Annotated in this window: 27 protein-coding genes; 21 read left to right on the forward strand and 6 right to left on the reverse strand. The window is 37.9% G+C overall.

Going from position 1 to position 20,943, the window contains the following annotated elements; genetic code table 11:
- Positions 1 to 2 precede the first annotated feature (2 nt).
- Positions 3 to 1,769 (forward strand): peptidoglycan D,D-transpeptidase FtsI family protein, encoded by a 1,767-nt coding sequence (locus AC2YJL_RS01515; RefSeq protein WP_251568836.1) that lies wholly within the window; start codon positions 3 to 5, stop codon positions 1,767 to 1,769.
- 117 nt (positions 1,770 to 1,886) lie between these two features.
- Positions 1,887 to 2,552, forward strand: a complete 666-nt coding sequence (locus AC2YJL_RS01520) for a YrrS family protein (protein WP_013059276.1) — start codon at positions 1,887 to 1,889, stop codon at positions 2,550 to 2,552.
- A 13-nt stretch (positions 2,553 to 2,565) separates the two neighbouring features.
- On the opposite strand, the gene AC2YJL_RS01525 is transcribed toward AC2YJL_RS01520, so the two are convergent.
- Positions 2,566 to 2,781: a DUF2536 family protein gene (locus tag AC2YJL_RS01525; protein ID WP_230933627.1), complete on the reverse strand. Its 216-nt coding sequence runs from the start codon at positions 2,779 to 2,781 to the stop codon at positions 2,566 to 2,568.
- A gap of 138 nt (positions 2,782 to 2,919) precedes the next feature.
- Between AC2YJL_RS01525 and AC2YJL_RS01530 the strand changes: the two genes are divergently transcribed.
- From AC2YJL_RS01530 to AC2YJL_RS01555, 6 genes are all read left to right on the forward strand, one after another.
- Complete coding sequence (locus AC2YJL_RS01530; RefSeq protein ID WP_230933626.1) at positions 2,920 to 3,561, forward strand: class I SAM-dependent methyltransferase; 642 nt, start codon at positions 2,920 to 2,922, stop codon at positions 3,559 to 3,561.
- A gap of 17 nt (positions 3,562 to 3,578) precedes the next feature.
- Complete coding sequence (gene mtnN / locus AC2YJL_RS01535; protein WP_013059273.1) at positions 3,579 to 4,274, forward strand: 5'-methylthioadenosine/S-adenosylhomocysteine nucleosidase; 696 nt, start codon at positions 3,579 to 3,581, stop codon at positions 4,272 to 4,274.
- A 142-nt stretch (positions 4,275 to 4,416) separates the two neighbouring features.
- Entirely contained in the window at positions 4,417 to 5,340 is a 924-nt protein-coding gene (locus tag AC2YJL_RS01540; RefSeq protein ID WP_050688529.1) for a PLP-dependent cysteine synthase family protein, read from the forward strand.
- A gap of 1 nt (position 5,341) precedes the next feature.
- Positions 5,342 to 6,475, forward strand: coding sequence for a bifunctional cystathionine gamma-lyase/homocysteine desulfhydrase (locus AC2YJL_RS01545; RefSeq protein WP_230933625.1), 1,134 nt, complete (start codon positions 5,342 to 5,344; stop codon positions 6,473 to 6,475).
- A gap of 81 nt (positions 6,476 to 6,556) precedes the next feature.
- Positions 6,557 to 6,787 (forward strand): YrhC family protein, encoded by a 231-nt coding sequence (locus AC2YJL_RS01550; RefSeq protein ID WP_050688527.1) that lies wholly within the window; start codon positions 6,557 to 6,559, stop codon positions 6,785 to 6,787.
- A gap of 391 nt (positions 6,788 to 7,178) precedes the next feature.
- Positions 7,179 to 7,319 carry a YrzI family small protein gene (locus AC2YJL_RS01555; protein WP_013059269.1) on the forward strand — a complete coding sequence of 47 codons (141 nt, stop codon included), beginning with the start codon at positions 7,179 to 7,181 and terminating at the stop codon, positions 7,317 to 7,319.
- A gap of 169 nt (positions 7,320 to 7,488) precedes the next feature.
- Here AC2YJL_RS01555 and sigK read toward each other — a convergent pair whose 3' ends face one another.
- Positions 7,489 to 8,217: an RNA polymerase sporulation sigma factor SigK gene (gene sigK, locus AC2YJL_RS01560; RefSeq protein ID WP_013059268.1), complete on the reverse strand. Its 729-nt coding sequence runs from the start codon at positions 8,215 to 8,217 to the stop codon at positions 7,489 to 7,491.
- Between the two features lie 216 nt (positions 8,218 to 8,433).
- Between sigK and AC2YJL_RS01565 the strand changes: the two genes are divergently transcribed.
- Complete coding sequence (locus tag AC2YJL_RS01565; protein WP_014458166.1) at positions 8,434 to 8,583, forward strand: hypothetical protein; 150 nt, start codon at positions 8,434 to 8,436, stop codon at positions 8,581 to 8,583.
- A 175-nt stretch (positions 8,584 to 8,758) separates the two neighbouring features.
- Here the strand turns inward: AC2YJL_RS01565 and pssA are convergent, their stop codons facing one another.
- The gene (pssA, locus tag AC2YJL_RS01570; protein WP_013059266.1) at positions 8,759 to 9,298 is read right to left on the reverse strand and encodes a CDP-diacylglycerol--serine O-phosphatidyltransferase; all 540 of its coding nucleotides are present in this window, start codon (positions 9,296 to 9,298) and stop codon (positions 8,759 to 8,761) included.
- A gap of 114 nt (positions 9,299 to 9,412) precedes the next feature.
- Between pssA and AC2YJL_RS01575 the strand changes: the two genes are divergently transcribed.
- A complete protein-coding gene (locus AC2YJL_RS01575; RefSeq protein WP_230933624.1) occupies positions 9,413 to 10,195 on the forward strand; it encodes a phosphatidylserine decarboxylase in 783 nt (260 codons plus the stop codon).
- Positions 10,196 to 10,268: 73 nt separating this feature from the next.
- On the opposite strand, the gene AC2YJL_RS01580 is transcribed toward AC2YJL_RS01575, so the two are convergent.
- Positions 10,269 to 10,409, reverse strand: coding sequence for a sporulation histidine kinase inhibitor Sda (locus tag AC2YJL_RS01580; protein ID WP_013059264.1), 141 nt, complete (start codon positions 10,407 to 10,409; stop codon positions 10,269 to 10,271).
- Between the two features lie 549 nt (positions 10,410 to 10,958).
- Here AC2YJL_RS01580 and AC2YJL_RS01585 point away from each other — a divergent pair.
- Genes AC2YJL_RS01585 through AC2YJL_RS01620 form a run of 8 tightly spaced genes read left to right on the forward strand, consistent with a single transcriptional unit; the run spans position 10,959 to position 16,051 of the window.
- The gene (locus tag AC2YJL_RS01585) at positions 10,959 to 11,471 is read left to right on the forward strand and encodes a YqeG family HAD IIIA-type phosphatase (RefSeq protein WP_013059263.1); all 513 of its coding nucleotides are present in this window, start codon (positions 10,959 to 10,961) and stop codon (positions 11,469 to 11,471) included.
- A gap of 3 nt (positions 11,472 to 11,474) precedes the next feature.
- The gene (gene yqeH, locus AC2YJL_RS01590; RefSeq protein WP_230933623.1) at positions 11,475 to 12,581 is read left to right on the forward strand and encodes a ribosome biogenesis GTPase YqeH; all 1,107 of its coding nucleotides are present in this window, start codon (positions 11,475 to 11,477) and stop codon (positions 12,579 to 12,581) included.
- 19 nt (positions 12,582 to 12,600) lie between these two features.
- Positions 12,601 to 13,440 (forward strand): shikimate dehydrogenase, encoded by an 840-nt coding sequence (gene aroE, locus AC2YJL_RS01595; RefSeq protein WP_251568834.1) that lies wholly within the window; start codon positions 12,601 to 12,603, stop codon positions 13,438 to 13,440.
- A gap of 18 nt (positions 13,441 to 13,458) precedes the next feature.
- A complete protein-coding gene (gene yhbY / locus AC2YJL_RS01600; protein ID WP_013059260.1) occupies positions 13,459 to 13,758 on the forward strand; it encodes a ribosome assembly RNA-binding protein YhbY in 300 nt (99 codons plus the stop codon).
- A 60-nt stretch (positions 13,759 to 13,818) separates the two neighbouring features.
- Positions 13,819 to 14,391: a nicotinate-nucleotide adenylyltransferase gene (locus tag AC2YJL_RS01605; RefSeq protein WP_025750563.1), complete on the forward strand. Its 573-nt coding sequence runs from the start codon at positions 13,819 to 13,821 to the stop codon at positions 14,389 to 14,391.
- Positions 14,378 to 14,950, forward strand: coding sequence for a bis(5'-nucleosyl)-tetraphosphatase (symmetrical) YqeK (gene yqeK, locus AC2YJL_RS01610; protein ID WP_251568833.1), 573 nt, complete (start codon positions 14,378 to 14,380; stop codon positions 14,948 to 14,950). Before AC2YJL_RS01605 ends, yqeK begins: the two co-directional genes overlap by 14 nt.
- On the forward strand, positions 14,943 to 15,296 hold the full coding sequence (gene rsfS / locus AC2YJL_RS01615) for a ribosome silencing factor (protein WP_013085071.1): 354 nt from the start codon (positions 14,943 to 14,945) through the stop codon (positions 15,294 to 15,296). Before yqeK ends, rsfS begins: the two co-directional genes overlap by 8 nt.
- Positions 15,293 to 16,051: a class I SAM-dependent DNA methyltransferase gene (locus AC2YJL_RS01620; protein WP_251568832.1), complete on the forward strand. Its 759-nt coding sequence runs from the start codon at positions 15,293 to 15,295 to the stop codon at positions 16,049 to 16,051. The genes rsfS and AC2YJL_RS01620 overlap by 4 nt, the downstream gene beginning before the upstream one ends.
- 41 nt (positions 16,052 to 16,092) lie before the next feature.
- On the opposite strand, the gene comER is transcribed toward AC2YJL_RS01620, so the two are convergent.
- Positions 16,093 to 16,923, reverse strand: coding sequence for a late competence protein ComER (gene comER / locus AC2YJL_RS01625; protein WP_230933620.1), 831 nt, complete (start codon positions 16,921 to 16,923; stop codon positions 16,093 to 16,095).
- Between the two features lie 96 nt (positions 16,924 to 17,019).
- On the opposite strand from comER, the gene AC2YJL_RS01630 reads away from it, so the two are divergent.
- From AC2YJL_RS01630 to AC2YJL_RS01640, 3 genes are all read left to right on the forward strand, one after another.
- Complete coding sequence (locus AC2YJL_RS01630; protein ID WP_285852900.1) at positions 17,020 to 17,655, forward strand: helix-hairpin-helix domain-containing protein; 636 nt, start codon at positions 17,020 to 17,022, stop codon at positions 17,653 to 17,655.
- Positions 17,656 to 17,751: 96 nt separating this feature from the next.
- Positions 17,752 to 18,318 (forward strand): ComE operon protein 2, encoded by a 567-nt coding sequence (locus AC2YJL_RS01635; RefSeq protein ID WP_025750557.1) that lies wholly within the window; start codon positions 17,752 to 17,754, stop codon positions 18,316 to 18,318.
- A gap of 68 nt (positions 18,319 to 18,386) precedes the next feature.
- On the forward strand, positions 18,387 to 20,678 hold the full coding sequence (locus AC2YJL_RS01640) for a DNA internalization-related competence protein ComEC/Rec2 (RefSeq protein ID WP_251568830.1): 2,292 nt from the start codon (positions 18,387 to 18,389) through the stop codon (positions 20,676 to 20,678).
- 57 nt (positions 20,679 to 20,735) lie between these two features.
- Here the strand turns inward: AC2YJL_RS01640 and AC2YJL_RS01645 are convergent, their stop codons facing one another.
- Positions 20,736 to 20,870 carry a YqzM family protein gene (locus AC2YJL_RS01645; protein ID WP_013059251.1) on the reverse strand — a complete coding sequence of 45 codons (135 nt, stop codon included), beginning with the start codon at positions 20,868 to 20,870 and terminating at the stop codon, positions 20,736 to 20,738.
- Positions 20,871 to 20,943: the final 73 nt, after the last annotated feature.

Genomic DNA, 20,943 nt, shown 5'->3' on the forward strand with positions numbered 1-20,943 from the left:
TCATGAAAATAATTCACAAGCGAATTTATATTACTCTTATTTTTATTTTATTATTAATTAGCGGACTGGGAGCACGGCTTGTTCAACTTCAGCTTGTCAGCACAGAATCTTTTACTGACAAAAAGATTAACTTAATTGAAGGAAGCGTAAAACAGCGTACGCAGGAAATGGTGGTAGATGACGGGCGAGGGAAATTTGAAGATAAAAATGGACAGTCTTTAACATCTATCACGCACAATCGCTTAGTCCTGTTTCCATTTTTAGAAAAAATGAAGTGGCCTGTTCAGCAAGTAAGTGAAATCGTGGGAATGCAACCAAAGGAACTAACGAAAAGACTAGCGAATGCTAAAACACCGGTTGTTATTACAAAAGAATTGTCCCATGCACAAGTCGAAAAAATAAATGCATTAAAGGTGCCTGGCGTATTTGGAATTCCTCTAAAAGATGAGCGTCCAGTTCCTCTTGCTGAACATTTAATCGGACTAGAGGCACAAAGCAAACAGATAATTGAAGAGAAGTATAGTGACAAATTGAAAAATGGAGCAATTAAATCAACTACGCCTGTGGGTATCTCAGGGATGCAGAGAGCTTTTGACGAGTTTTTGCTGCCTGAACAGGAGTCTAAGCTTCTTTATCATGTTGATCGCCTAGGTGGGCCTATGTTTGGCATCGATGTAAAGTACACGGGCACAGCTAACCCTTATTATCCAGTCAGTGTGCGTACGACGCTTGATTTGTCTGCTCAGGAGCTAGTGGAGAATACATTAAATCATTATAAGTTAAAAGACGGAGGAGCCGTCTTAATTGATATAAAAAACAATAAAGTAATTGCGATGGCCAGCAGGCCTTCGATTAATAAGAAAGATCCATTTAAAAAGCAAAATGGTTCAGACAGCGTAGAAAATCGTTTGCTGACGCCACAAACTCCTGGATCTATATTTAAAACCGTAACAGCAGCTGCAGCGCTTGAACAAAATAAAATTCAGCCTTCTTTTACCTATAACTGCGATAAAAGTATTTATGGCAATAATGTAGAAGAAGATCATCAAAAAGGGCAGCTGACGTTTGAAGAAAGCTTCGCGCAAAGTTGTAATGCAACGTTTGCCCAGCTAGCAAAAGAAATGATAATACCTAATCCGAATATCCTTGAACAATATGCTGACAAGTTAGGGCTTATTCAGCCTGTAGGATGGACGGGTGATGTGTTTCACTTTGAACATTTCAAGCAGTTTTTAGGAGAGAAATCGGGAAGAGTTTGGACAAATGCAAGAGAAAAAAAAGTACCAAATGCTGTAGCGCAAACGGCAATTGGACAGCTTGATGTAAAAGTGACTCCGCTTGCAGTAGCAAATATGATGGCGACAATTGCACGCGGAGGAGAAAAGAAACAGGTAAAAGCTGTAGATGCGCTAGAGTATAAAAACAACACGTCATTGTATACGTTTAAAGAGCATGAGTTAAAAGGAGATGCCATTAATAAAGCCACAGCTGCTTCTATGCAGCAGCTTTTAAAAGGTGTCGTACAGAGCGAAAAAGGAACAGGAAGAAGATTTCAAACGCTTCCTTATGAAGTGGCAGGAAAGTCAGGAACTGCTGAAATCAATGTGAAAGACGATATCGTCAATAAATGGTTTGCGGGTTACTTTCCTGCAGATGATCCAAAATATGCAATGGTAGTAGTGGATTTAAATACAAAAAGTGCGATATCTCCCACAAACAGCGTATTTTATGATATTGTTAAAGGGATGTATGACTTAAATACACGTTAAAATAAGAAGAATTTGTAAAAAATATTACAAATATACTTCAAATAAATTTTGATGCTTCATCTATAAGAAAACACATGTTAGAATAAAGCATTATAAAAGTTGGAGGAAATTGTAGCAATGAATAACAATCGTTCTTCAAGACACGAAAACAAAGAAAAAAAAGTAAACCGATTATATAATCTGTTAATTGCTGTCGTAGCTGTTTTAATTGTATTTGTCGGTGGTACGATGATTCTTGGAAACAAGGATAAATCGGATAACCAAGCGGAAACAACTCAAAATAATCCGCAAACAAATGACCAAAAAACGGACAAGACGGCTAAAAAAGACGATGATTCTTCGAAAGATGATCAAGCGACAGATGATCAAGCAACGGACGATCAAAGTTCTGAAGATGACCAAAGCTCTGAAGATGATCAAGCAACAGATGAAGAATCAAACGACTCAGATTCACAGGCTGAAGTAGAGAAAAATCCAGAGCCTGGCGTGGCAGAACGCAAGGTAGATCCTTCATGGGATTCAGTAGGTACGTCACAAGATGCACCTGCAGCAACATATAAAAAAGGATCAACGGATTGGAACGAAATGCTAAAAGCTGTAGGCGAAGGGTCAGGCATTAGTCCAAGCAATATGACCGTATGGCGTTTAGGGAATAACGGTGGCGTAGGTAAAGCCGTAGCTACGGTTAGTCCTAAAGGCAACTCCTCAACAAAATACCGCGTTCAAATTGAATGGGTAGATGGAGAAGGCTGGAAGCCCGCAGTAGTGGATAAGCTTCAATAAAAAAAGCAGTGCGCTAGCGCTGCTTTTTTATTTTGAAATGAACAACTGCAGAGTACAGTTTTTTACCTTGTTCATAGTCCACAGACATTTGATGAGATACGCTGTGCACCTCAAGTAAAATCGCTTTATTTTGATCAATTTTTTCAGCGATTTGTTTCTCAAGTATTTTAACATCAGCCGCTTCAAAAAATTCTATTTTATCTTCAATCATTTCAAATTCAAAGTTCATCTTACGCCCTCCTTACCTCATTACTATAGTATAGCAAATAGAAAGTTAAAAGCTTAAAATATTTGTAAATGAAGAACAAACGATAGCTAAAAACATACTATATCCATAAGAATTATTAGTTATGAGGAGGCGTTTTTTATGGGGCTAGAGTTTTTAGATATCTTTGAAAAGTGGGCGAATGAGTATGATGCATCGGTAAGCGGGAAAGATGAACAGTATAGAGAAGTGTTTCGCAATTATAATGAAATCTTAGAATATGTAGCAGATCGTTCAATAGGGCATGTGATAGAATTTGGAACAGGGACTGGAAACTTAACAAAAAAACTGTTAGAAAAAGAACTAACCGTAGTAGGAATTGAACCTTCAGTACCAATGAGACAATTGGCACAACAGAAATTAGGGGCAGATGTTTTAGTCACACCAGGAGACTTTTTACAATTTGATACATCATTGTTTCCAGCAGAGAGCTTAGTTAGTACGTATGCTTTTCATCATTTAACAGATAAAGAAAAAGAAGAAGCTGTGATAAACTATGGAAAGTTACTTCAAACCGGTGGTAAAATAGTGTTTGCTGATACAATGTTTGAAACAGCGGATTCATTTGCTGATACCATTGTTCAGGCAAAACAAAAAGGATATACGCAACTAGCAGAAGATCTAGAGAGGGAATACTATACAACGATTCCCGTCTTAAAGCAAATCTTTGAAATCAATGGTTTTCACATAACCTTTACACAATTTAATCACTTTGTGTGGGTATTGGAGGCAACGAAACAATAGTAGAAAGAGGTTTTAAAATGAAAGTAGCAATCATTGGAGCAATGGAAGAAGAAGTGACGATTTTACGCGATAAAATTGAGAATCGTCAAGAAACAGTAATCGCAGGATGTGAATACTCAACAGGAACAATCAGCGGTGTGGAGGTTGTATTATTAAAATCAGGTATTGGAAAAGTAAATGCTGCGTTATCTACAGCCATCTTACTAGAGAAGTTCAAACCTGATTACGTTATTAACACAGGATCAGCAGGCGGCTTCCATCCAGAGTTAAACGTAGGGGATGCGGTTATTTCAACAGAAGTTCGTCATCATGATGTAGATGTAACGGTATTCAACTATGAATACGGTCAAGTGCCAAACTTGCCTGCAGCTTTTAAAGCAGATGACAAACTAGTTCGTCTTGCTGAAGAAAGTGCTCTTGAAGTAACCGATATGAAAATTGTAAAAGGACTAATTGCTACAGGAGATTCGTTCATGAACGATCCTGTGCGCGTAGAGTTTGTTCGCTCTAAGTTTCCAGACCTGTATGCAGCTGAAATGGAAGCGGCGGCTGTCGCTCAAGTATGCTATCAATTTGGCGTACCATTTGTTATTCTTCGTGCTCTTTCTGACATCGCCGGCAAAGAATCAAATGTTTCTTTTGAGCAATTTTTAGAAAAAGCGGCTGTTAACTCAACGAAATTAGTATTGAATTTTATTACAAAATTAAAATAAGCTGTTCGTAAAATATAGAGTTTGTTTTCGTCTACACTCTGCATCGTTTATCATAACATGGGGTGTAGACTATATTTTTATTTTAATTCCCACTTAATATATAGGTTAAGTTATATTATTTGATAGCGAGGTGTTCAAGATTATGAAGGTAACCAAAAACGTTCATGAATTGATTGGAAACACACCTATGATTGAGATTACACAATTTGATTTACCTAGAGAAATCAGGATATTTGCTAAACTAGAATATGTTAATCCAGGAGGAAGTGTAAAAGATCGCTTAGGAAAAGAACTGCTGCAAGAAGCTCTTAGCTCTGGAAGACTGAAGCGAGGCGGGACGGTGGTTGAGCCTACTGCTGGGAATACGGGGATTGGGCTGGCTTTAGCTGCTCTTCAGCACGAAATAAACGTTATACTATGTGTTCCAGAAAAATTCAGTATTGAAAAACAGCAGCTTATGAAGGCTTTGGGGGCAACGGTGGTTCAAACGCCTACTGAAGCTGGTATGAAAGGTGCTATAAACAAGGCTCAAGAGCTGCTGCGTGAAATACCTGATTCTTATTGTCCTCAGCAGTTTGCTAATCCGGCCAATCCTATGACTTATTACAAAACCTTAGGACCAGAAATATATGAACAGCTTGATGGAAAAATCGACGTGTTTGTAGCTGGAGCAGGTACGGGTGGAACATTTATGGGGACAGCAAAATTTTTGAAAGAAAAAAATCCTTTTCTAAAAACAGTCATTGTTGAGCCAGAAGGTTCGATTTTAAACGGAGGGAAATCCGGCCCTCACTTAACTGAAGGAATTGGAATGGAGTTCATCCCTGATTATATGGAGCGGTCTTATTTTAATGCTATTCATACTGTTGAAGATGTTTATGCTTTTCAAAGAGTAAAAGAGCTGGCTTTAAAAGAAGGTTTACTAGTAGGAAGTTCTTCAGGAGCAGCCTTCGAAGCAGCCCTGCTCGAAGCAAAAAATGCAGAAAAGGGCGCTCATATTGTTACCATTTTTCCCGATAGCAGCGAACGGTACTTAAGTAAAAATATTTACGGTGGAGGAAGATAAGATGAAACGTAAAACACAGTTGATTCATGGTGGAATTGTTGGCGATGAACAGACGGGTGCTGTCTCTGTTCCTATTTATCAAGTGAGCACTTACAAACAAGAGGGAGCTGGAAAACATACGGGATACGAATATTCGAGAACCGGTAACCCTACACGACACGCCTTAGAAGAACTTATTAAAGAAATTGAAGGAGGGTATGCTGGGTTTGCGTTTGGATCTGGTATGGCAGCTACTACTGCTGTATTCATGCTGTTTAACAGCGGAGATCATGTGTTGATTACAGATGACGTATACGGAGGAACGTACAGAGTGATTACAAAAGTACTGAGCCGTATTGGCATTGAAGCTACTTTTATTGATACGAGCGACATCGAAAATATTAAGAAAGAAATTCGCCCCAACACAAAAGCTATTTATATCGAGACTCCCACAAATCCTCTCCTAAAAATAACTGACTTGCAGAAGGCTTCTTCAGTAGCTAAACAGCATCATTTACTTACCATCATTGATAACACATTCAGTACCCCGTATTGGCAAAATCCTATCGAAAAAGGAGCGGATATTGTTCTGCACAGTGCAACTAAGTATCTAGGCGGTCACAGTGACGTTGTAGCAGGGCTAGCCGTTGTGAATTCGCCTAAATTGGCAGAAGACCTTCATTTTATTCAAAATGCGACTGGAGGCATTTTAGGACCCCAAGATTCTTGGCTTTTAATGAGGGGGATTAAAACATTAGGAATACGAATGGAAGAACATGAATTCAACACTGGGAAAATAGTAGAATTTTTACTTGCTCATCCTGCTGTTACAAAAGTATATTATCCAGGATTAAAAACCCATCCAAACCACCTCATTGCTAAAAAGCAGGCAAGAGGTTTTGGGGGAATGGTTTCTTTTGATGTGGGAAGCGAAGAAAAAGCGGAACAAGTACTGAGCAAAGTGAAGTACTTTACATTAGCAGAAAGTTTAGGAGCCATTGAAAGCCTCATTTCCATTCCTGCCAAAATGACTCACGCTTCTATACCGAGCGACCGACGTAAAGAGCTAGGAATTACAGATGGATTAATTCGTATTTCTGTAGGTCTTGAAGATGTAGAAGATTTAATTGAAGACTTAGAAGAGGCATTGAAATAAGGGTGGTAAAAATAGGATTTTCGTAGACCTATAGATCTATGATAAAGTAGAGTTATAACATTCTACTGAGAAGGTGATTGTATGAAAGCTCAACACATCAAAGCAAAAATTGAAGATTACAGCCGCTTTATTTACGTCCTTCTAGCCGTAAGTACATTCTTGTACATTGGTGTTATGATTGGCCAAGGTGAAAAAAGTGGTATGCAGCTTGGAATAATGGAAGCCATCGTTATTCTGTTTGCCGCCCTTGCCTTTTATTTTAGTTATCAAACTAAAAAACTGAAAAAAGAACTAATGAAAGAAAAAGAATAATAGATATAAAAAGGCGATCATACATCGTCTTTTTTTTTATGAGGGTTAAAAAAATAAAAAAATTCCCTATTTTTCAAAAAAACAGTTTACTTTTTGTGAGTCCGTGGATATAATTACCATTGTAAGGAAAATACTTTATTAAAAGGAGGTCGAGTCATATGTTAAGACGTTTATCAGTTATGGATCATCCAGCTTCAGCTATGTCCAAAAATCGTCTATATACGTATACTATTCGGCCGTGTTCCTGTATCAAGTAACTTTCTTACCTTGATCATTAAAACACGTTAATTCACCACAGGTGCGAATAGTATCCCTGTGGTTTTTATTATTTTTCAGCCACAGGATGCTTATGCATTACTGTGGCTTTTTTGTGTATAAGGAGGTGATTGTAATGACACTGAACATTTTCTTTTTAACTATTACCATAAAGTCCCGTCAATACTCAGAGGCAGAAATTAAGCATGAACAGTATGTAAGACAATTAGAAGAAGAAATAAAAGACCGCAAGTATGAGTTTTATCGTCATTTCTAATTTGAACAGTGGAAAGGAGTGGATGAATGATGATTAATCAAAAAGGATATATCGTTGTATGGCTGCTTGTGGAGAAAGATTCCACCTAAATGATTAGTAGGGGGAGTAATGATGTGTTTGCTACGGATTATTATTTGGAAATTATTTTAAAAAAGAGCGAAAAGAAGGATTAATTCTCCTTCTTTCCGCTCTTTTTTTTCTCTTTTTCGGCTCTGTAAAATTCGTGAAACATTTTCATCAGCGCTCGCTTTTCAATTCGCGAAACGTAACTTCTTGAAATATTTAATTCCTTTGCAATTTCTCGCTGGGTTTTTTCATCCTGCAGATCCAAACCGAAGCGGCCAACAATTACTTCCTTTTCTCGATCATCGAGGATATCGATGTATTCTTTTATTTTTTCTAATTCCATATTTAGTTGAATCATATCAATTACATCGTCTGATTCTGATTTTAATACATCAATCAAACTGATTTCATTTCCTTCTTTATCCTGGCCAATTGGATCATGCAGCGACACATCTTTTTTTGTTTTTTTGAGCGCTCGCAAGTGCATCAATATTTCATTTTCAATACAGCGTGCGGCGTAAGTAGCTAATTTTGTTCCTTTTCCTTGCGAATAACTTTCGATTGCTTTAATTAAACCGATTGTCCCAATTGAAATTAAATCCTCCGCATCCTCTCCCGTGTTTTCAAACTTTTTAACAATATGCGCAACGAGTCGGAGATTGTGTTCAATAAGAAGGTTTCGCGCTTCTTGGTCTCCTTGTTCCATTAAAGATAAATATCTCTTTTCTTCAGCAGCAGACAAGGGTTGAGGAAACGCATTGTTTTTTACGTAGGAAACAAGGAAAACCAATTCTTTAAAGAAATAGCCTAGTGCGGTAAATAATGCAGACATCTCTTCACCTCCATAAGGGGATATCAACCTGTGAGAGACTAACATTACACTATATGTAAAAAGAAGGATGTCTTTGCCTGTACGTTTAAAATTCCCCCCGGGGACAAGAGAGTTTGAAAAAGTCCACAGATTTTTCTTTAGAGATAGTTACCAGCCTATACAGGAAAAAAGTATGTACATACGCTAGTAGTAGTTCATAGTGTAAGGAGGGAGAGTATGTACGGTTACGGAGGCTGCTGTTATCCTAATTATCCAGCATACCCATGTGGAGGAGGCTTCGGCTGGGGACTTGGATTGTTGATTGTTCTGTTTGTCCTGTTATTAATTTTCGGAAGCTTCTATTGGTTTTTTAGCTGCTGGTGTTAAAAAAAACTCATGCATGCGCATGAGTTTTTTTAGATGACATATCCTACCGAATAGAACCATTCATTTTTAAGAATTCTTAAGGAATTTTCGCTTTGTTTCTTAAAGAAGATGATTTATTCTATAATTAAGAAAAGAAGCAAGATGATGATATTCCTCTGTAAAAGTAAATGGAGCTCTATACTTTTTTTAGCTTGAAAGTACTAATCATCAAGCAAGCGAGTACGATAATTAAAAACATATAAAAGTGTGAAGGCAAATAAGGGACGCCCAAGTAGCTAAGAGTTAATAAACAACCTGCTGCGGTAATAGGGAGCCCTGTAAAATACCCAGTATTTTCTGTGATGTTAAAGCGGGCAAGACGAAGTGCTCCGCAAGCAATGTAACAGATGGTAACAATTGAACCTGCAGCACCAAAGTGAGACAAAATACTTTGATAAAGTAGTAGAGCTGGAGCGATGCCAAATGATATAATATCGCACATGGAGTCCAGTTGTTTTCCAAGTTCAGATTCAATTTGCAGCTTTCTGGCTACCATGCCGTCGAATCGGTCTGCTAACGCTGCTAAAAAAATTAGTAATAAACTTAAATTCAATTCATTTTTCATGACAAATAAAATAGCAAAGCTTCCTAAACTTAAATTAACAATCGTTAAGGAGTTTGCCGCTTGGGATCTCAGCTTTTTAATTGTATGATCTAGATAGTCTAATAAAAACAATTTCCTCACTCCTTTAAAGGATGGAATGAACTAAAGGTAAAAATAATGGTAATTTCATTGTAGACGCAAACCTTATTCTAGTAAAGAACTATTCAGTATGTGGAGGTAAAATTATTGTTGCAGCACCTGTATCGAACGTTTATTGAGCTTACGAATCATCAAGGATCATCGAAGCTCATTCGAAAATTCACTTTCTCTAAATGGAGCCGGTTTATTATACCCTCCTATACAAAAGTTTTTAAAGTAAATAAAGAAGAAATGGACAAGCCTCTGCATCACTATCAAACCTTACACGAGCTATTTATTCGCCGTTTGAATCCTTCTGCCCGTCCGGTCGATCAGCAGAAAGACAGCGTTGTCAGTCCTGTAGATGCAAAGATAGAAGCATATGGAGTCATTACGCCTCAAAAAGAAATGATTGTAAAAAACAAACCTTATTCTATACAGGAAATGGTTTCAAATGATCTCATTCTTGAAAAATATGTAGAGGGACAGTTTATTATTCTCTATCTTAGTCCGAAAGACTATCATCGCATTCACAGTCCTCTTAAAGCCCAAGTGGGGAATACGTGGACCGTTGGACAAAAGTCTTATCCAGTAAATTCATTAGGAATCAAATATGGGAAAGAACCGCTGGTGAAAAATTTCCGGAAGCTCACGGAGTTAACATTTGAAAATGGTCACATGCTGATGGTAAAAGTAGGAGCCATGTTTATCAACAGCATTGAAGCGGTTTCTAAAAAAGAAGTAGTCGAAAAAGGGGAAGAAATGGCTTACTTCACGTTTGGTTCGACTGTCATTTTATTATTTGAGAAGAACTCAATCACTTTTGATTCTAACGTTCACTCAGGTTCTTATGTAAAGTATGGAGAACCAATTGCTCATTTGAAAAAATAGAGCCCATATAATAAAAGAGTAGATAGATAAATGAAGATGCAGCTTTCTTTTATTAAGAAGGCTCTTTTATTCGTTAAGAAGGAATTTGTATGCTAATCTTTAATGATCTTCTTTCAATTTCCTCTTCAATTAATTTTATAAAATCAGGGCTTAATTGCAGTTCGGTTGCTTTGCTGTATGATTCAATAAGCAGCTCATCTGATAATTTTCTCATAAGATTGCCGCCACCTCCTACTAAAATAAATATCCTAAAAAGTTATATTTAAATGCTAATAAATTCCTTATTTATAATCTAACATGAATCAAATAAAGGAACAATCGTTCTGTTATCCACAGCTTTCGGTGGATAAAATGTGGGTATGTTGTTTATAATTACCATTAATTGCTGAACTATAACAGAGGATAATGTGCATAACCTTATCCACATAATTAGGCTTATCAATTTTTGTCGAAAACTTTTAACGGAATTTGTTTACCACTTACCCTATTTGATAAGTAATAAACGTTTTTTGCACTATTTTTTATTTTAAGTTTGCAGTGGGTGAATATATCGTAAGCTCACGAACAAATGGAGTTTTACTACCTTTTGTCAATAACTTTCTGTATAAAGTTAAAGCATTCATAAGGCATATCCTTTATACTAAGAAAAGGCCTGTTTTTGAAGAGAATAAAATTTTAGGTTGGAAAATAACAAGAAGTCGTTATAATGATAGACGGCGTTAATTTTAGTATGTAACTATATATTCGAGGTGCATGATACGTGTTGAAACTTTTTTTACCAAATGAACATGTGAAAAACGTGTTTCAAATTAAGCCAGACGATTTGAAAGAGCGCGGAATAAAAGGAATTATTACCGACTTAGATAACACGTTGGTGGAATGGGATCGCCCTGATGCCACTCCGGAATTAATTGAGTGGTTTCAGTTAATGAAAGATAGTGGAATTAAAATTACGATTGTATCGAATAATGTGGAGAAACGAGTCAAGCTGTTTTCAGATCCAGTTGGACTTCCATTTGTATATAAAGCACGCAAACCGATGCGTAAAGCATTTAGAAGAGCTCTTCGTGATATGGAGCTGCAAAAAGATGAGGTTGTAGTTATTGGCGACCAGCTTTTAACGGATGTATTAGGAGGAAATCGTCTCGGCGTATATACAGTTTTGGTTGTACCAGTTGCGCAAACAGATGGATTTGTAACGAAATTTAACCGTAAAATGGAACGAAGAATTCTAGGTTGGATGAAACGAAAAGGTATGATTAACTGGGAGGATTAAAACGTGAGTGAAGAAAAATTACAGTGCGTAGGATGCGGAGTGGAGATTCAAACAGAACAACCGGATGAACTTGGCTATGCTCCAAAATCAGCACTAGAAAAAGAAGCTATTATTTGCCAGCGATGCTTTCGCTTGAAGCATTATAATGAAGTACAAGATGTTTCCTTAACAGATGATGATTTTTTAAAAATCTTAAATGGAATTGGTCAAACGGACGGTTTAGTTGTAAAAGTTGTAGATATCTTTGACTTTAACGGCAGCTGGTTACCTGGTTTGCATCGATTTGTTGGAAATAACAAGGTTCTTTTAGTGGGAAATAAAGCAGATTTACTGCCAAAGTCTATAAAGAAAAATAAACTCATTCATTGGATGAAGCGAGAAGCGAAAGAACTTGGGCTAAAATCAGTGGATGTGTTCCTCATGAGCGCGCAAAAAGGACAAGGAATTCGCGAAATTGCCGAAGCCATTGAACATTATCGCGAAGGTAAAGATGTATATGTTGTGGGATGTACAAACGTTGGTAAATCAACATTTATTAATGCCATTATTAAAGAAGTAACGGGAGAAAAAGATATTATTACGACATCTCAATATCCGGGTACAACGCTGGATATGATTGATATCCCGCTTGATAACGGAGCGTCTTTATATGATACGCCTGGTATTATTAATCACCATCAAATGGCTCATTATGTAGATAAACGAGACTTAAAGTTAATTTCTCCTAAAAAAGAAATAAAGCCGAAGGTTTATCAGCTAAATGAAGGGCAAACGTTATACTTTGGAGGACTGGCGCGCTTAGATTATGTACAGGGAGGCCGCAAGTCATTAACATGTTATGTATCGAACGATTTGCATATCCATCGTACGAAGCTTGAAAAAGCAGATGAGTTGTATGAAAAGCAAGCAGGTGAACTGCTTCAGCCGCCGCGCCCAGAACAAATGGATGAGTTTCCTGAACTGGTTGCACATGAATTTACAATAAAAAATGAAAAAACGGATATTGTTTTTTCAGGCCTTGGCTGGGTGACGGTTAATGAGTCAGGTTCAAAAGTTGTGGCGCATGCACCAAAAGGAGTCGGCGTATTTGTGCGCGATTCTTTAATTTAAACAAAAAGGGGAAAAAATCTTGAGTACATTATATGGGCTAGTTGGTTATCCGCTTGGGCATTCACTATCGCCATTGATGCAAAATGATGCCTTTAAACGTCTGAATATGGATGCTCATTATGAAGCTTTTCCAATTGAACCTGTTCATTTTGAGTCAGCCATTGGAGAGCTAAAAGATAAAAACATTCAAGGATTTAATGTTACGATTCCTTATAAAGTTGATATTATGAAGCATTTGGATGAAGTCGATCCATTAGCAAAGGCAATTGGCGCTGTAAATACAGTTGTTAATCAAGATGGCCGTTATATTGGATACAATACCGACGGAGAGGGGTATGTGACGTCTTTACTCAAAGCAGTAGAAGGAAGCTTATCCCAAAAAAGAATTTTAATTATTGGAGCTGGAGGGGCTGCAAAAGCTATTTTTTATACAATTGCAGCTCAGCATGCTCCCGACGTAATTGCGATATGCAATCGTACCGTCGAAAAAGCAGCTGTATTAGCTAACGAGCTGCCTTTTTCGACGAAAACGGCGGCGATGTCTATTTCTGATGCAGAAAAACAATTAGATACATTTGATATTATTATTAATACCACTTCAGTGGGAATGTATCCTAATGTTGATGAGCTGCCTTTAGCACTTACTTTCTTGCAAAAAGAAGCCGTAGTCAGCGATATTATTTACAACCCTTTAAAAACAAAGCTTTTAAAAGAGGCTGAAGTAAAAGGGGCAGGCACTCATAACGGTGTCGGTATGTTTGTACTGCAAGGTGCACTTGCATTTGAAAAGTGGACGAACGTCCGTCCTGACGAAGAGGCAATGGAACACATTGTTCTTTCAACACTAACTAAGAGATAAGATACAACGGAGGTTTTTATGTTAACAGGTAAACAAAAACGTTTTTTACGTTCAAAAGCACATCATTTAAATCCAATTTTCCAAGTAGGGAAAGGTGGAGTCAACGAGAATATGATTGGTCAAATTGCTGATGCATTAGAAGCAAGAGAATTATTAAAAGTAAGCATTCTGCAAAACTGTGACGAAGATCGTGACACGGTTGCTGCTCGATTAACAAAAGGAACAAAAGCAGAGCTTGTACAAGTGATTGGAAATACAATTGTATTATATAAAGAATCACGCGAAAATAAGCAGTTAATGCTTCCAAAAGTGAAATGAAATAGAGCGGGGAAACCCGCTCTATTTAGAAATGAAGTAAATTAAAGGAGTCGGGGATTGTTGAAGAGTATTGGAATTTTAGGTGGAACATTCAATCCGCCTCATTTGGGGCATTTAATGATGGCAAATGAGGTTTTGCATGCCTTGAAATTAGATGAGATATGGTTCATGCCGTCGTATATTCCACCTCATAAAACAATCAAAGAGCCTATTGAGCCATATCATCGTTTACAAATGCTAAAGCTAGCTATTGAAGAACATGATCAATTTACCCTGCAGCCGATTGAATTTGAGCGCAAAGAGCCTTCATATACATATGATACGATGAGAATACTAACGGAGAAATATCCAACGTATCAGTTTCATTTCATCATTGGTGCTGATATGGTAGAATATTTGCCGAAGTGGTATGAAATTGATGAATTAGTCAATTTGGTTACATTTGTAGGTGTAAAACGCCCGGGGTATACCATTACGTCCCCTTACCCGATAAAAGAAGTAGAAGTTCCGCAGTTTGATGTCTCCTCTTCCTTTATTCGCGAACGAGTAGTAAAGAAAGAAACCATTCGTTATTTTATACCTGCTGGTGTTAAACAATATATCGAGGAGAATCAATTATATGAATCGAACTGAGGCATTAGAAATCGTAAAGAAACAGTTAACAGAACGTCGTTATATTCATACTGTCGGGGTAATGGAAACAGTAATTGAATTAGCTAAGCGTTTTGAAGCAGACGAAAAAAAAGCAGAACTGGCTGCTATTTTTCATGACTACGCCAAGTTTCGTCCAAAGGAAGAGATGAAGCAAATTATTATTGATCAAAACATGAGCCCTTCTTTATTGGAATACAATACCGAATTATGGCATGCTCCAGTAGGCGCGTTTTTAGTGAGAAATGAAGTAGGGATTACAGATAAGGAAGTATTGGATGCAATTGCTTACCATACATCCGGAAGACCTGGCATGACGTTACTTGAAAAAATTGTGTACGTTGCTGATTACATTGAACCCGGAAGGAGATTTCCAGGTGTTGATGAAGTGCGGGAGTTAGCTAAAACGGACTTAAATGCAGCACTTATTCAATCACTGAAAAACACCATTTCTTTTTTAATGACTAAACATCAGGCCGTTTATCCCGATACGATGATGACATATAATGATTTAATCTTAGGAGGTCAAACACATGACTGAACGTGAATTGCTATCTCTTGTTGTAGAAGCAGCAGACGATAAAAAAGCAATCGATATCGTAGCGTTAAATATGGAAGGAATCTCACTTGTGGCAGATTATTTTGTTATTTGTCACGGTAACTCAGATAAACAAGTGCAGGCAATCGCTCGTGAAATTAAAGAAAAAGCACACGAACAAGGCATTTCTGTGAAGCGTTTAGAAGGATTTGAGCAGGCTAAGTGGGTTCTTGTTGATCTTGGAGATGTTGTGGTTCACATTTTCCATAAAGATGAGCGCGGATATTATAACTTAGAACGCTTATGGGGAGATGCACCATTTGTAAGTTCAGAAGAGCTACAGCTATGAGCAGGTACGGAGAATTTGCCTACGTATATGATCAGCTAATGGCAGACGTTCCGTATGACGATTGGGCTGAATTTTTTAATCAGCAGGTGGCAAAAGCGAAAACAAAGCCTGACAGTATATTAGACCTTGCCTGCGGCACGGGAGAACTCTCCGTTCGATTTGCACAAGAAGGTTTCTCCGTAGTAGGCGTTGATTTGTCTGATAATATGCTTATGGTGGCCCAGGAAAAGGCGGCAGAAGCAGGGGTAACGCTATCTCTTTTTCAGCAAAACATGGCGGAACTTGAGTTATTGAAAGAGTTTGACTGTGTAGTAATCTTTTGTGATTCTTTGAACTATTTGCAAAGTGATAAAGAAGTTCAAGAAACCATTCAACGTGTATATAAGCACTTAAAACCAGGTGGGCTCTTTATATTTGATGTTCATTCAGTGCACAAGATGAAGGACGTATTTGGAAATCAATCTTTTTCTTATGTAGATGAAGACGTGTCATATATTTGGAACTGCACCTATGACGATACAGACATGCGCGTAGAGCATGATATTACGTTTTTTGCTTATGATGAAGAAATCGATGCATATCATCGCTTTGATGAGGTGCATGCTCAGCGCACTTGGTCGATTGACCATTACCAATCATGGCTGCGCGAAGCTGGCTTTATAAATATAGAAGTAAGTGCAGATTTCAAAATGAGTGAGCCTACTTCAAACAGTGAGCGCATCTTTTTCTCTGCGCAAAAAAAAGAAGCCGAGTAGAGGCTTCTTTTTTTTGGTTCAAAGCAGGATTTCTACAGAAATTATGGAATAAGACTATCAAACTGATTGTGAACAAGCTCAATGTCTTCGTCAAATTTTTCATGTGTTTTTTGAAATACGTGCACAAACATCTCTCCGAGTTCAGCTTCTAAAACTTTAATACCTTCTCCGGTTACACCGCCTTTTACGCATACTTTATTCTGCAAGGTAGGAAGTGTAAATATTTCTTTTTCCAACAGTTTTCCCATTCCAATAATCATATCACTGGCCATGACGGTAGCTTCTTCTTCAGAAATATTGGTTTCTTGAACTGCTGCATCAATAAAGCGTTGAAGCAAAAAGCTGAAGAATGCAGGACCGCAGCTTACGATATCGGATGATACGCGCGTAATCGTTTGATCAATAGCCACAGGCTTTGACATAGATGAAAATAATTCATGTAAATAATTTTGGTAAAAAGGCGTACATCTTTCTCCAAACGTGAAAAGAGAAACACCTGCTAATGCCCGATTCGTAATGCTAGGAATAATTCTAGCTGCTTGACTCGGAATGAGGCGTTCGATTTGTTCTACGCTAATTGGACTGGTAATGGATACAATGCAATGATCTTTCGTCAGCAGTGGTTCTAATTTTATTAAAAGGGGGTGAATATCCAATGGCTTAACACAAATAAAAATGACTTTGGATGCGTGAACAACTTCTTCAGCTGTATCAGCAACATGAATTTTTTTATGCTGCTGTTGAATCTCTTTGGCTCTTTTTTTTGTGCGATTCATAATAGTAATTTTAGAAGGACGTACGGCTTTTGATTCAATAAACGCATCAATTAATATTTTCCCCATGTTTCCTGTTCCGATAAACCCTATGTTCACTGATTCATTCCCTCCTTCAAAAGCCTTTTCTTCTAAACACTATGAAGACATAATGGAGTTTATGACGTTACTTCAAAATTCAAAGGAGTGTACAATTTGACTTTTTCAAAAAAACAATGGCTAATCGGGTGTATTTGCTTAGCAGTTGGCTTGGCTTTTTATATCTATCGCACAGGCGGAGAGAAACCGGAAAGTTCTCTTCAAACCTCAGATATGATAAGGGCAGAATCTTCTGCTGCAAAAAAAGAAAGAGAGTCGTCTGATCAAGTAATTTCGAGCCAAGATTCTCCGTTTGTGATGGTGGATATTAAAGGAGCTGTTCAGAAGCCTGGTGTATACCAGCTTCCGAAAGATGCAAGGGTAAAAGATGCTCTAGCACAAGCCGGAGGCGCTACGAAAGAAGCGGACTTAAGACAGCTCAATTTAGCTAGCAAGCTACAAGATGAAATGGCAGTTTACATTCCAGCTGCTGGAGAAGAAATCCCGCCTTCATCTCCTGTTTCTTCAATCTCTTCCTCAGGAACTTCAAACGATCAGCCCCTTGTTAATATCAATACAGCGAACACTGATGAACTGCAAACGTTAAATGGCATTGGACCTTCAAAAGCGAGTGCCATCGTTTCATATCGAGAGGAAAATGGCTTGTTTCAAACAGTAGAGGATTTGGGGCAAGTATCAGGTATTGGCGAGAAGTCGCTAGAAAAAATCAAAGCTCAAATTACGGTACAGTAGAGACTTATTGACGAAAAAGGAAAAGAAACGCTACACTATGAAAGAGACAAGTATAATGATAATTATTCAGTTTTAAATAAAAAGGTAGGGAATGAGATGAACCGGATTTCATGGGATCAATATTTTATGGCACAAAGCCATTTGCTAGCTTTAAGAAGCACTTGTGAACGTCTGGCTGTTGGGGCTACAGTGGTACGTGATAAACGTATTATAGCTGGAGGATACAACGGCTCGATCAGCGGAGGGGTGCATTGTGCTGACGAAGGCTGTTATGTGATTGATGGACACTGTGTAAGAACTGTCCATGCAGAAGTGAATGCACTCTTGCAGTGTGCTAAGTTTGGTGTGAAAACAGAAGATGCGGAAGTATACGTCACGCATTTTCCGTGTTTAAACTGCTGTAAAGCCCTTATTCAAGCGGGAATTAAAACAGTATATTACGCTAATGATTACAAAAATCATCCGTATGCTGTTGAGTTATTTCAACAGGCGGGAGTGAAAACAGCAAAAGTTGAACTTGATGAAGCAATCATTGACTTAAAAAGTAAAGAGAAGCTTCAATTTGTGACGGATGTTCTCGCTCGTTTAGAAAAAAGCGGAGCGGACGAAGCAGAAGTGATGAATTTACAGCGTGAAGCTCTCGCTTTGTTTACGGCAAATTAAAGATAAAAGAGGTTTTTTACTTGGTAACAGTAAGAAGCCTCTTTCTTTTAAGAAGAAAGGAGCTAAAAGTGAAAGGATATTATATTTATTGTGCTTTTAGCATGATGATAGCTTTATATGTATATGATAACTATTCCGCTGTAAGCCTGTTTTTGCTAATCGTGCTTTTCATTTTTCAATGGCTACAATGTCCGAGGAAAGTGGTTATTGCTTCTGCACTGTTGAGTGTTTTGTGCGTCTACCTATTAGCTGAGACAAATAAGCATAACAAAACGGTTCTTTTAACTGAATCTTCTTCTTTTACAGGCGAAATTTCATCTGTGCCGCATAGTGACGGCGACAAGCTTACTTTTAAGTTTACGGTTCAAAATGAAGAGGTCATGGCTTTTTATAAACTAAAAACGTTGGAAGAGAAACAGCAGCTCGAAAAGCTAACGATTCATCAAGTTTGTCAACTGGCGGGGCAATTAACTTCTCCTTCACCTGCCCGCAACCTTCATGCATTTGATTATCAACAGTATTTGTACCATCAGTCTATTCATTGGCAGCTTAACGTTAAGAGACTTGATTTGGTAAAATGCCAGCTCCCCACTTTAACTCCACTTACGTACCTTACCTTTATTCGTCAAAAAGGAATTAATTATATTCAACAAAATATGTCGGATCCAGGCGCTGGGTTTATGCAGGCACTAATTTACGGCGAGCGCACCGGCATCGAAGAAGAGAGTATCAAGCGCTATCAGCAATTTGGTTTAATACACTTGCTTGCCATATCAGGTCTTCATGTTGGACTGCTGACAGCGATGTGTTTTTATTTGCTCATTCGGATTGGAATAACGCGCGAGCGAGCCATTACGCTTTTACTTTTGCTTCTTCCTGTATATATGGTTTTGGCCGGTGGCAGCGCTTCAGTTGTCCGAGCTGTTTTTATGAGTATGCTGATGCTTATATCGATAAAAATACAAAGAAAAATTCTTTTAGTTGATAGCATCAGCCTTGCTTTTATGGCCATGCTGCTTTTTAAGCCTTACTATTTATTTGATGTAGGATTTCAGCTTTCTTTTGCCGTTAGTTTTGCATTGATTTTATCGAGTCAGACGATTTTACCTCGTTTTCATTCTTCTTTCAGCCAGCTCATGGCTGTTTCAGCGATTGCACAAATCAGTTCACTTCCTTTATTGCTGTACTATTTTTATGGAGTATCTCTCCTCAGTTTGCCATTAAATATGGTGTTTGTACCGCTGTTTTCTCTTGTTATATTACCTCTTTGTTTGCTCATTCTTTTTGTTCGTATCCTCTTGCCGGGAGTGAGTGAACTGCTGGAGCAAATTCTTCATGTTCTTTTACTTTTTTGTGAAAAATTGCTTGGCTTTTTTGAGTGGATTCCCGCTGATTTTGTAACGGGAAAACCCCACATTGTGCTGTTTTTGGGCATGTACGTATGCATTTATGCTTTATTTGTGGCGGTCGAAGAAGGAGAATTTTTCGTTCGCTATATGTTTCTTCTCGTGGCATTGTTAGCTGTACAATGTATGTACCCTTATTTGAATCCAAAAGGAACGGTCACAATGGTCGATATAGGACAAGGAGACTGCTTTATCATAGAGCTTCCTTATCGAAAAGGTGTGTATATGATCGATACCGGAGGAACCGTTTCATTTCCAACAGAACCATGGCAAAAACGTCGTTCTTCTTTTGACGTGGGAGAAGACGTACTTGTTCCCTTTTTGCATTCAAAAGGAATAACAAGGGTAGATAAAATGATTATTACACACGGCGATTATGATCACGCAGGGGCGGCACAGCATTTATTTTCACAAGTGGCTGTCGGAGAGCTGGTGCTTGGGAAAAAAGCTGAATTAAATGATGTAGAGACTGGCTTGGTGCTCACTGCTCAAAAACAAAGCGTGCCTGTTCAAATTGTTCAACAAGGAGATAGCTGGCAAGAAGGAGGTGTGTTATTTCAGATTATTTCTCCGACAGGTTTCGAAGAAACGAGCAACAACGGCTCAATTGTAATAGACGCTAAGTTAGGAAATTTAAGATGGCTATTCACCGGAGATTTAGAAAAGGAAGGAGAACAAAGAATATTGAAAGACTTTCCAAACCTTAAAGCAGATGTATTAAAAGTTGGGCATCATGGCAGTAAAACTTCAACTTCAGAAGAGTTTGTTCAACATTTAAATCCTAAAGTAGCGCTTGTTTCAGCGGGACAAAAAAATCGTTATGGCCATCCTCATCAAGAAATATTAGAGCTTCTGAAAAGCTACGGAGTGTATATTTATCGAACGGATGAAGATGGTGGGGTAATGTATGAATTTACAAAAAAGTCAGGAACGTTTTCGCAGCAACTTCCATAGTCTATAGTAAGAAAAACGAACTAAAAAAGACTGCTAAGAAGCAGCCTTGAAGCAATTTTACGAACCCAAGTAGTGAATCACAGTTGCAATAACAAATAAGGCAGTGAAAAAGCCAAATGAAACACCAAATCCTACGGCAGAATCGACAGCGTCGTTGCGTTTACTTTGGACACTTTCTTCAAATTGGTTCATTAACACCCCTCCTGTTTACAGTATAATCTAACTTTTTTTAAAAATCTAGACAATTCAAAAGCGTTTTCACAAA

This window comes from Priestia sp. SRI_019 (assembly GCF_057586255.1).

Coding starts and splice junctions, on each gene's coding strand:
- AC2YJL_RS01515 (WP_251568836.1), top strand. CDS start 3: ATGAAAATAATTCACAAGCGAATTTATATTACTCTTATTTTTATTTTA.
- AC2YJL_RS01520 (WP_013059276.1), top strand. CDS start 1,887: ATGAATAACAATCGTTCTTCAAGACACGAAAACAAAGAAAAAAAAGTA.
- AC2YJL_RS01525 (WP_230933627.1), bottom strand. CDS start 2,781: ATGAACTTTGAATTTGAAATGATTGAAGATAAAATAGAATTTTTTGAA.
- AC2YJL_RS01530 (WP_230933626.1), top strand. CDS start 2,920: ATGGGGCTAGAGTTTTTAGATATCTTTGAAAAGTGGGCGAATGAGTAT.
- mtnN (WP_013059273.1), top strand. CDS start 3,579: ATGAAAGTAGCAATCATTGGAGCAATGGAAGAAGAAGTGACGATTTTA.
- AC2YJL_RS01540 (WP_050688529.1), top strand. CDS start 4,417: ATGAAGGTAACCAAAAACGTTCATGAATTGATTGGAAACACACCTATG.
- AC2YJL_RS01545 (WP_230933625.1), top strand. CDS start 5,342: ATGAAACGTAAAACACAGTTGATTCATGGTGGAATTGTTGGCGATGAA.
- AC2YJL_RS01550 (WP_050688527.1), top strand. CDS start 6,557: ATGAAAGCTCAACACATCAAAGCAAAAATTGAAGATTACAGCCGCTTT.
- AC2YJL_RS01555 (WP_013059269.1), top strand. CDS start 7,179: ATGACACTGAACATTTTCTTTTTAACTATTACCATAAAGTCCCGTCAA.
- sigK (WP_013059268.1), bottom strand. CDS start 8,217: ATGTCTGCATTATTTACCGCACTAGGCTATTTCTTTAAAGAATTGGTT.
- AC2YJL_RS01565 (WP_014458166.1), top strand. CDS start 8,434: ATGTACGGTTACGGAGGCTGCTGTTATCCTAATTATCCAGCATACCCA.
- AC2YJL_RS01580 (WP_013059264.1), bottom strand. CDS start 10,409: ATGAGAAAATTATCAGATGAGCTGCTTATTGAATCATACAGCAAAGCA.
- yhbY (WP_013059260.1), top strand. CDS start 13,459: ATGTTAACAGGTAAACAAAAACGTTTTTTACGTTCAAAAGCACATCAT.
- yqeK (WP_251568833.1), top strand. CDS start 14,378: ATGAATCGAACTGAGGCATTAGAAATCGTAAAGAAACAGTTAACAGAA.
- rsfS (WP_013085071.1), top strand. CDS start 14,943: ATGACTGAACGTGAATTGCTATCTCTTGTTGTAGAAGCAGCAGACGAT.
- AC2YJL_RS01620 (WP_251568832.1), top strand. CDS start 15,293: ATGAGCAGGTACGGAGAATTTGCCTACGTATATGATCAGCTAATGGCA.
- AC2YJL_RS01635 (WP_025750557.1), top strand. CDS start 17,752: ATGAACCGGATTTCATGGGATCAATATTTTATGGCACAAAGCCATTTG.
- AC2YJL_RS01645 (WP_013059251.1), bottom strand. CDS start 20,870: ATGAACCAATTTGAAGAAAGTGTCCAAAGTAAACGCAACGACGCTGTC.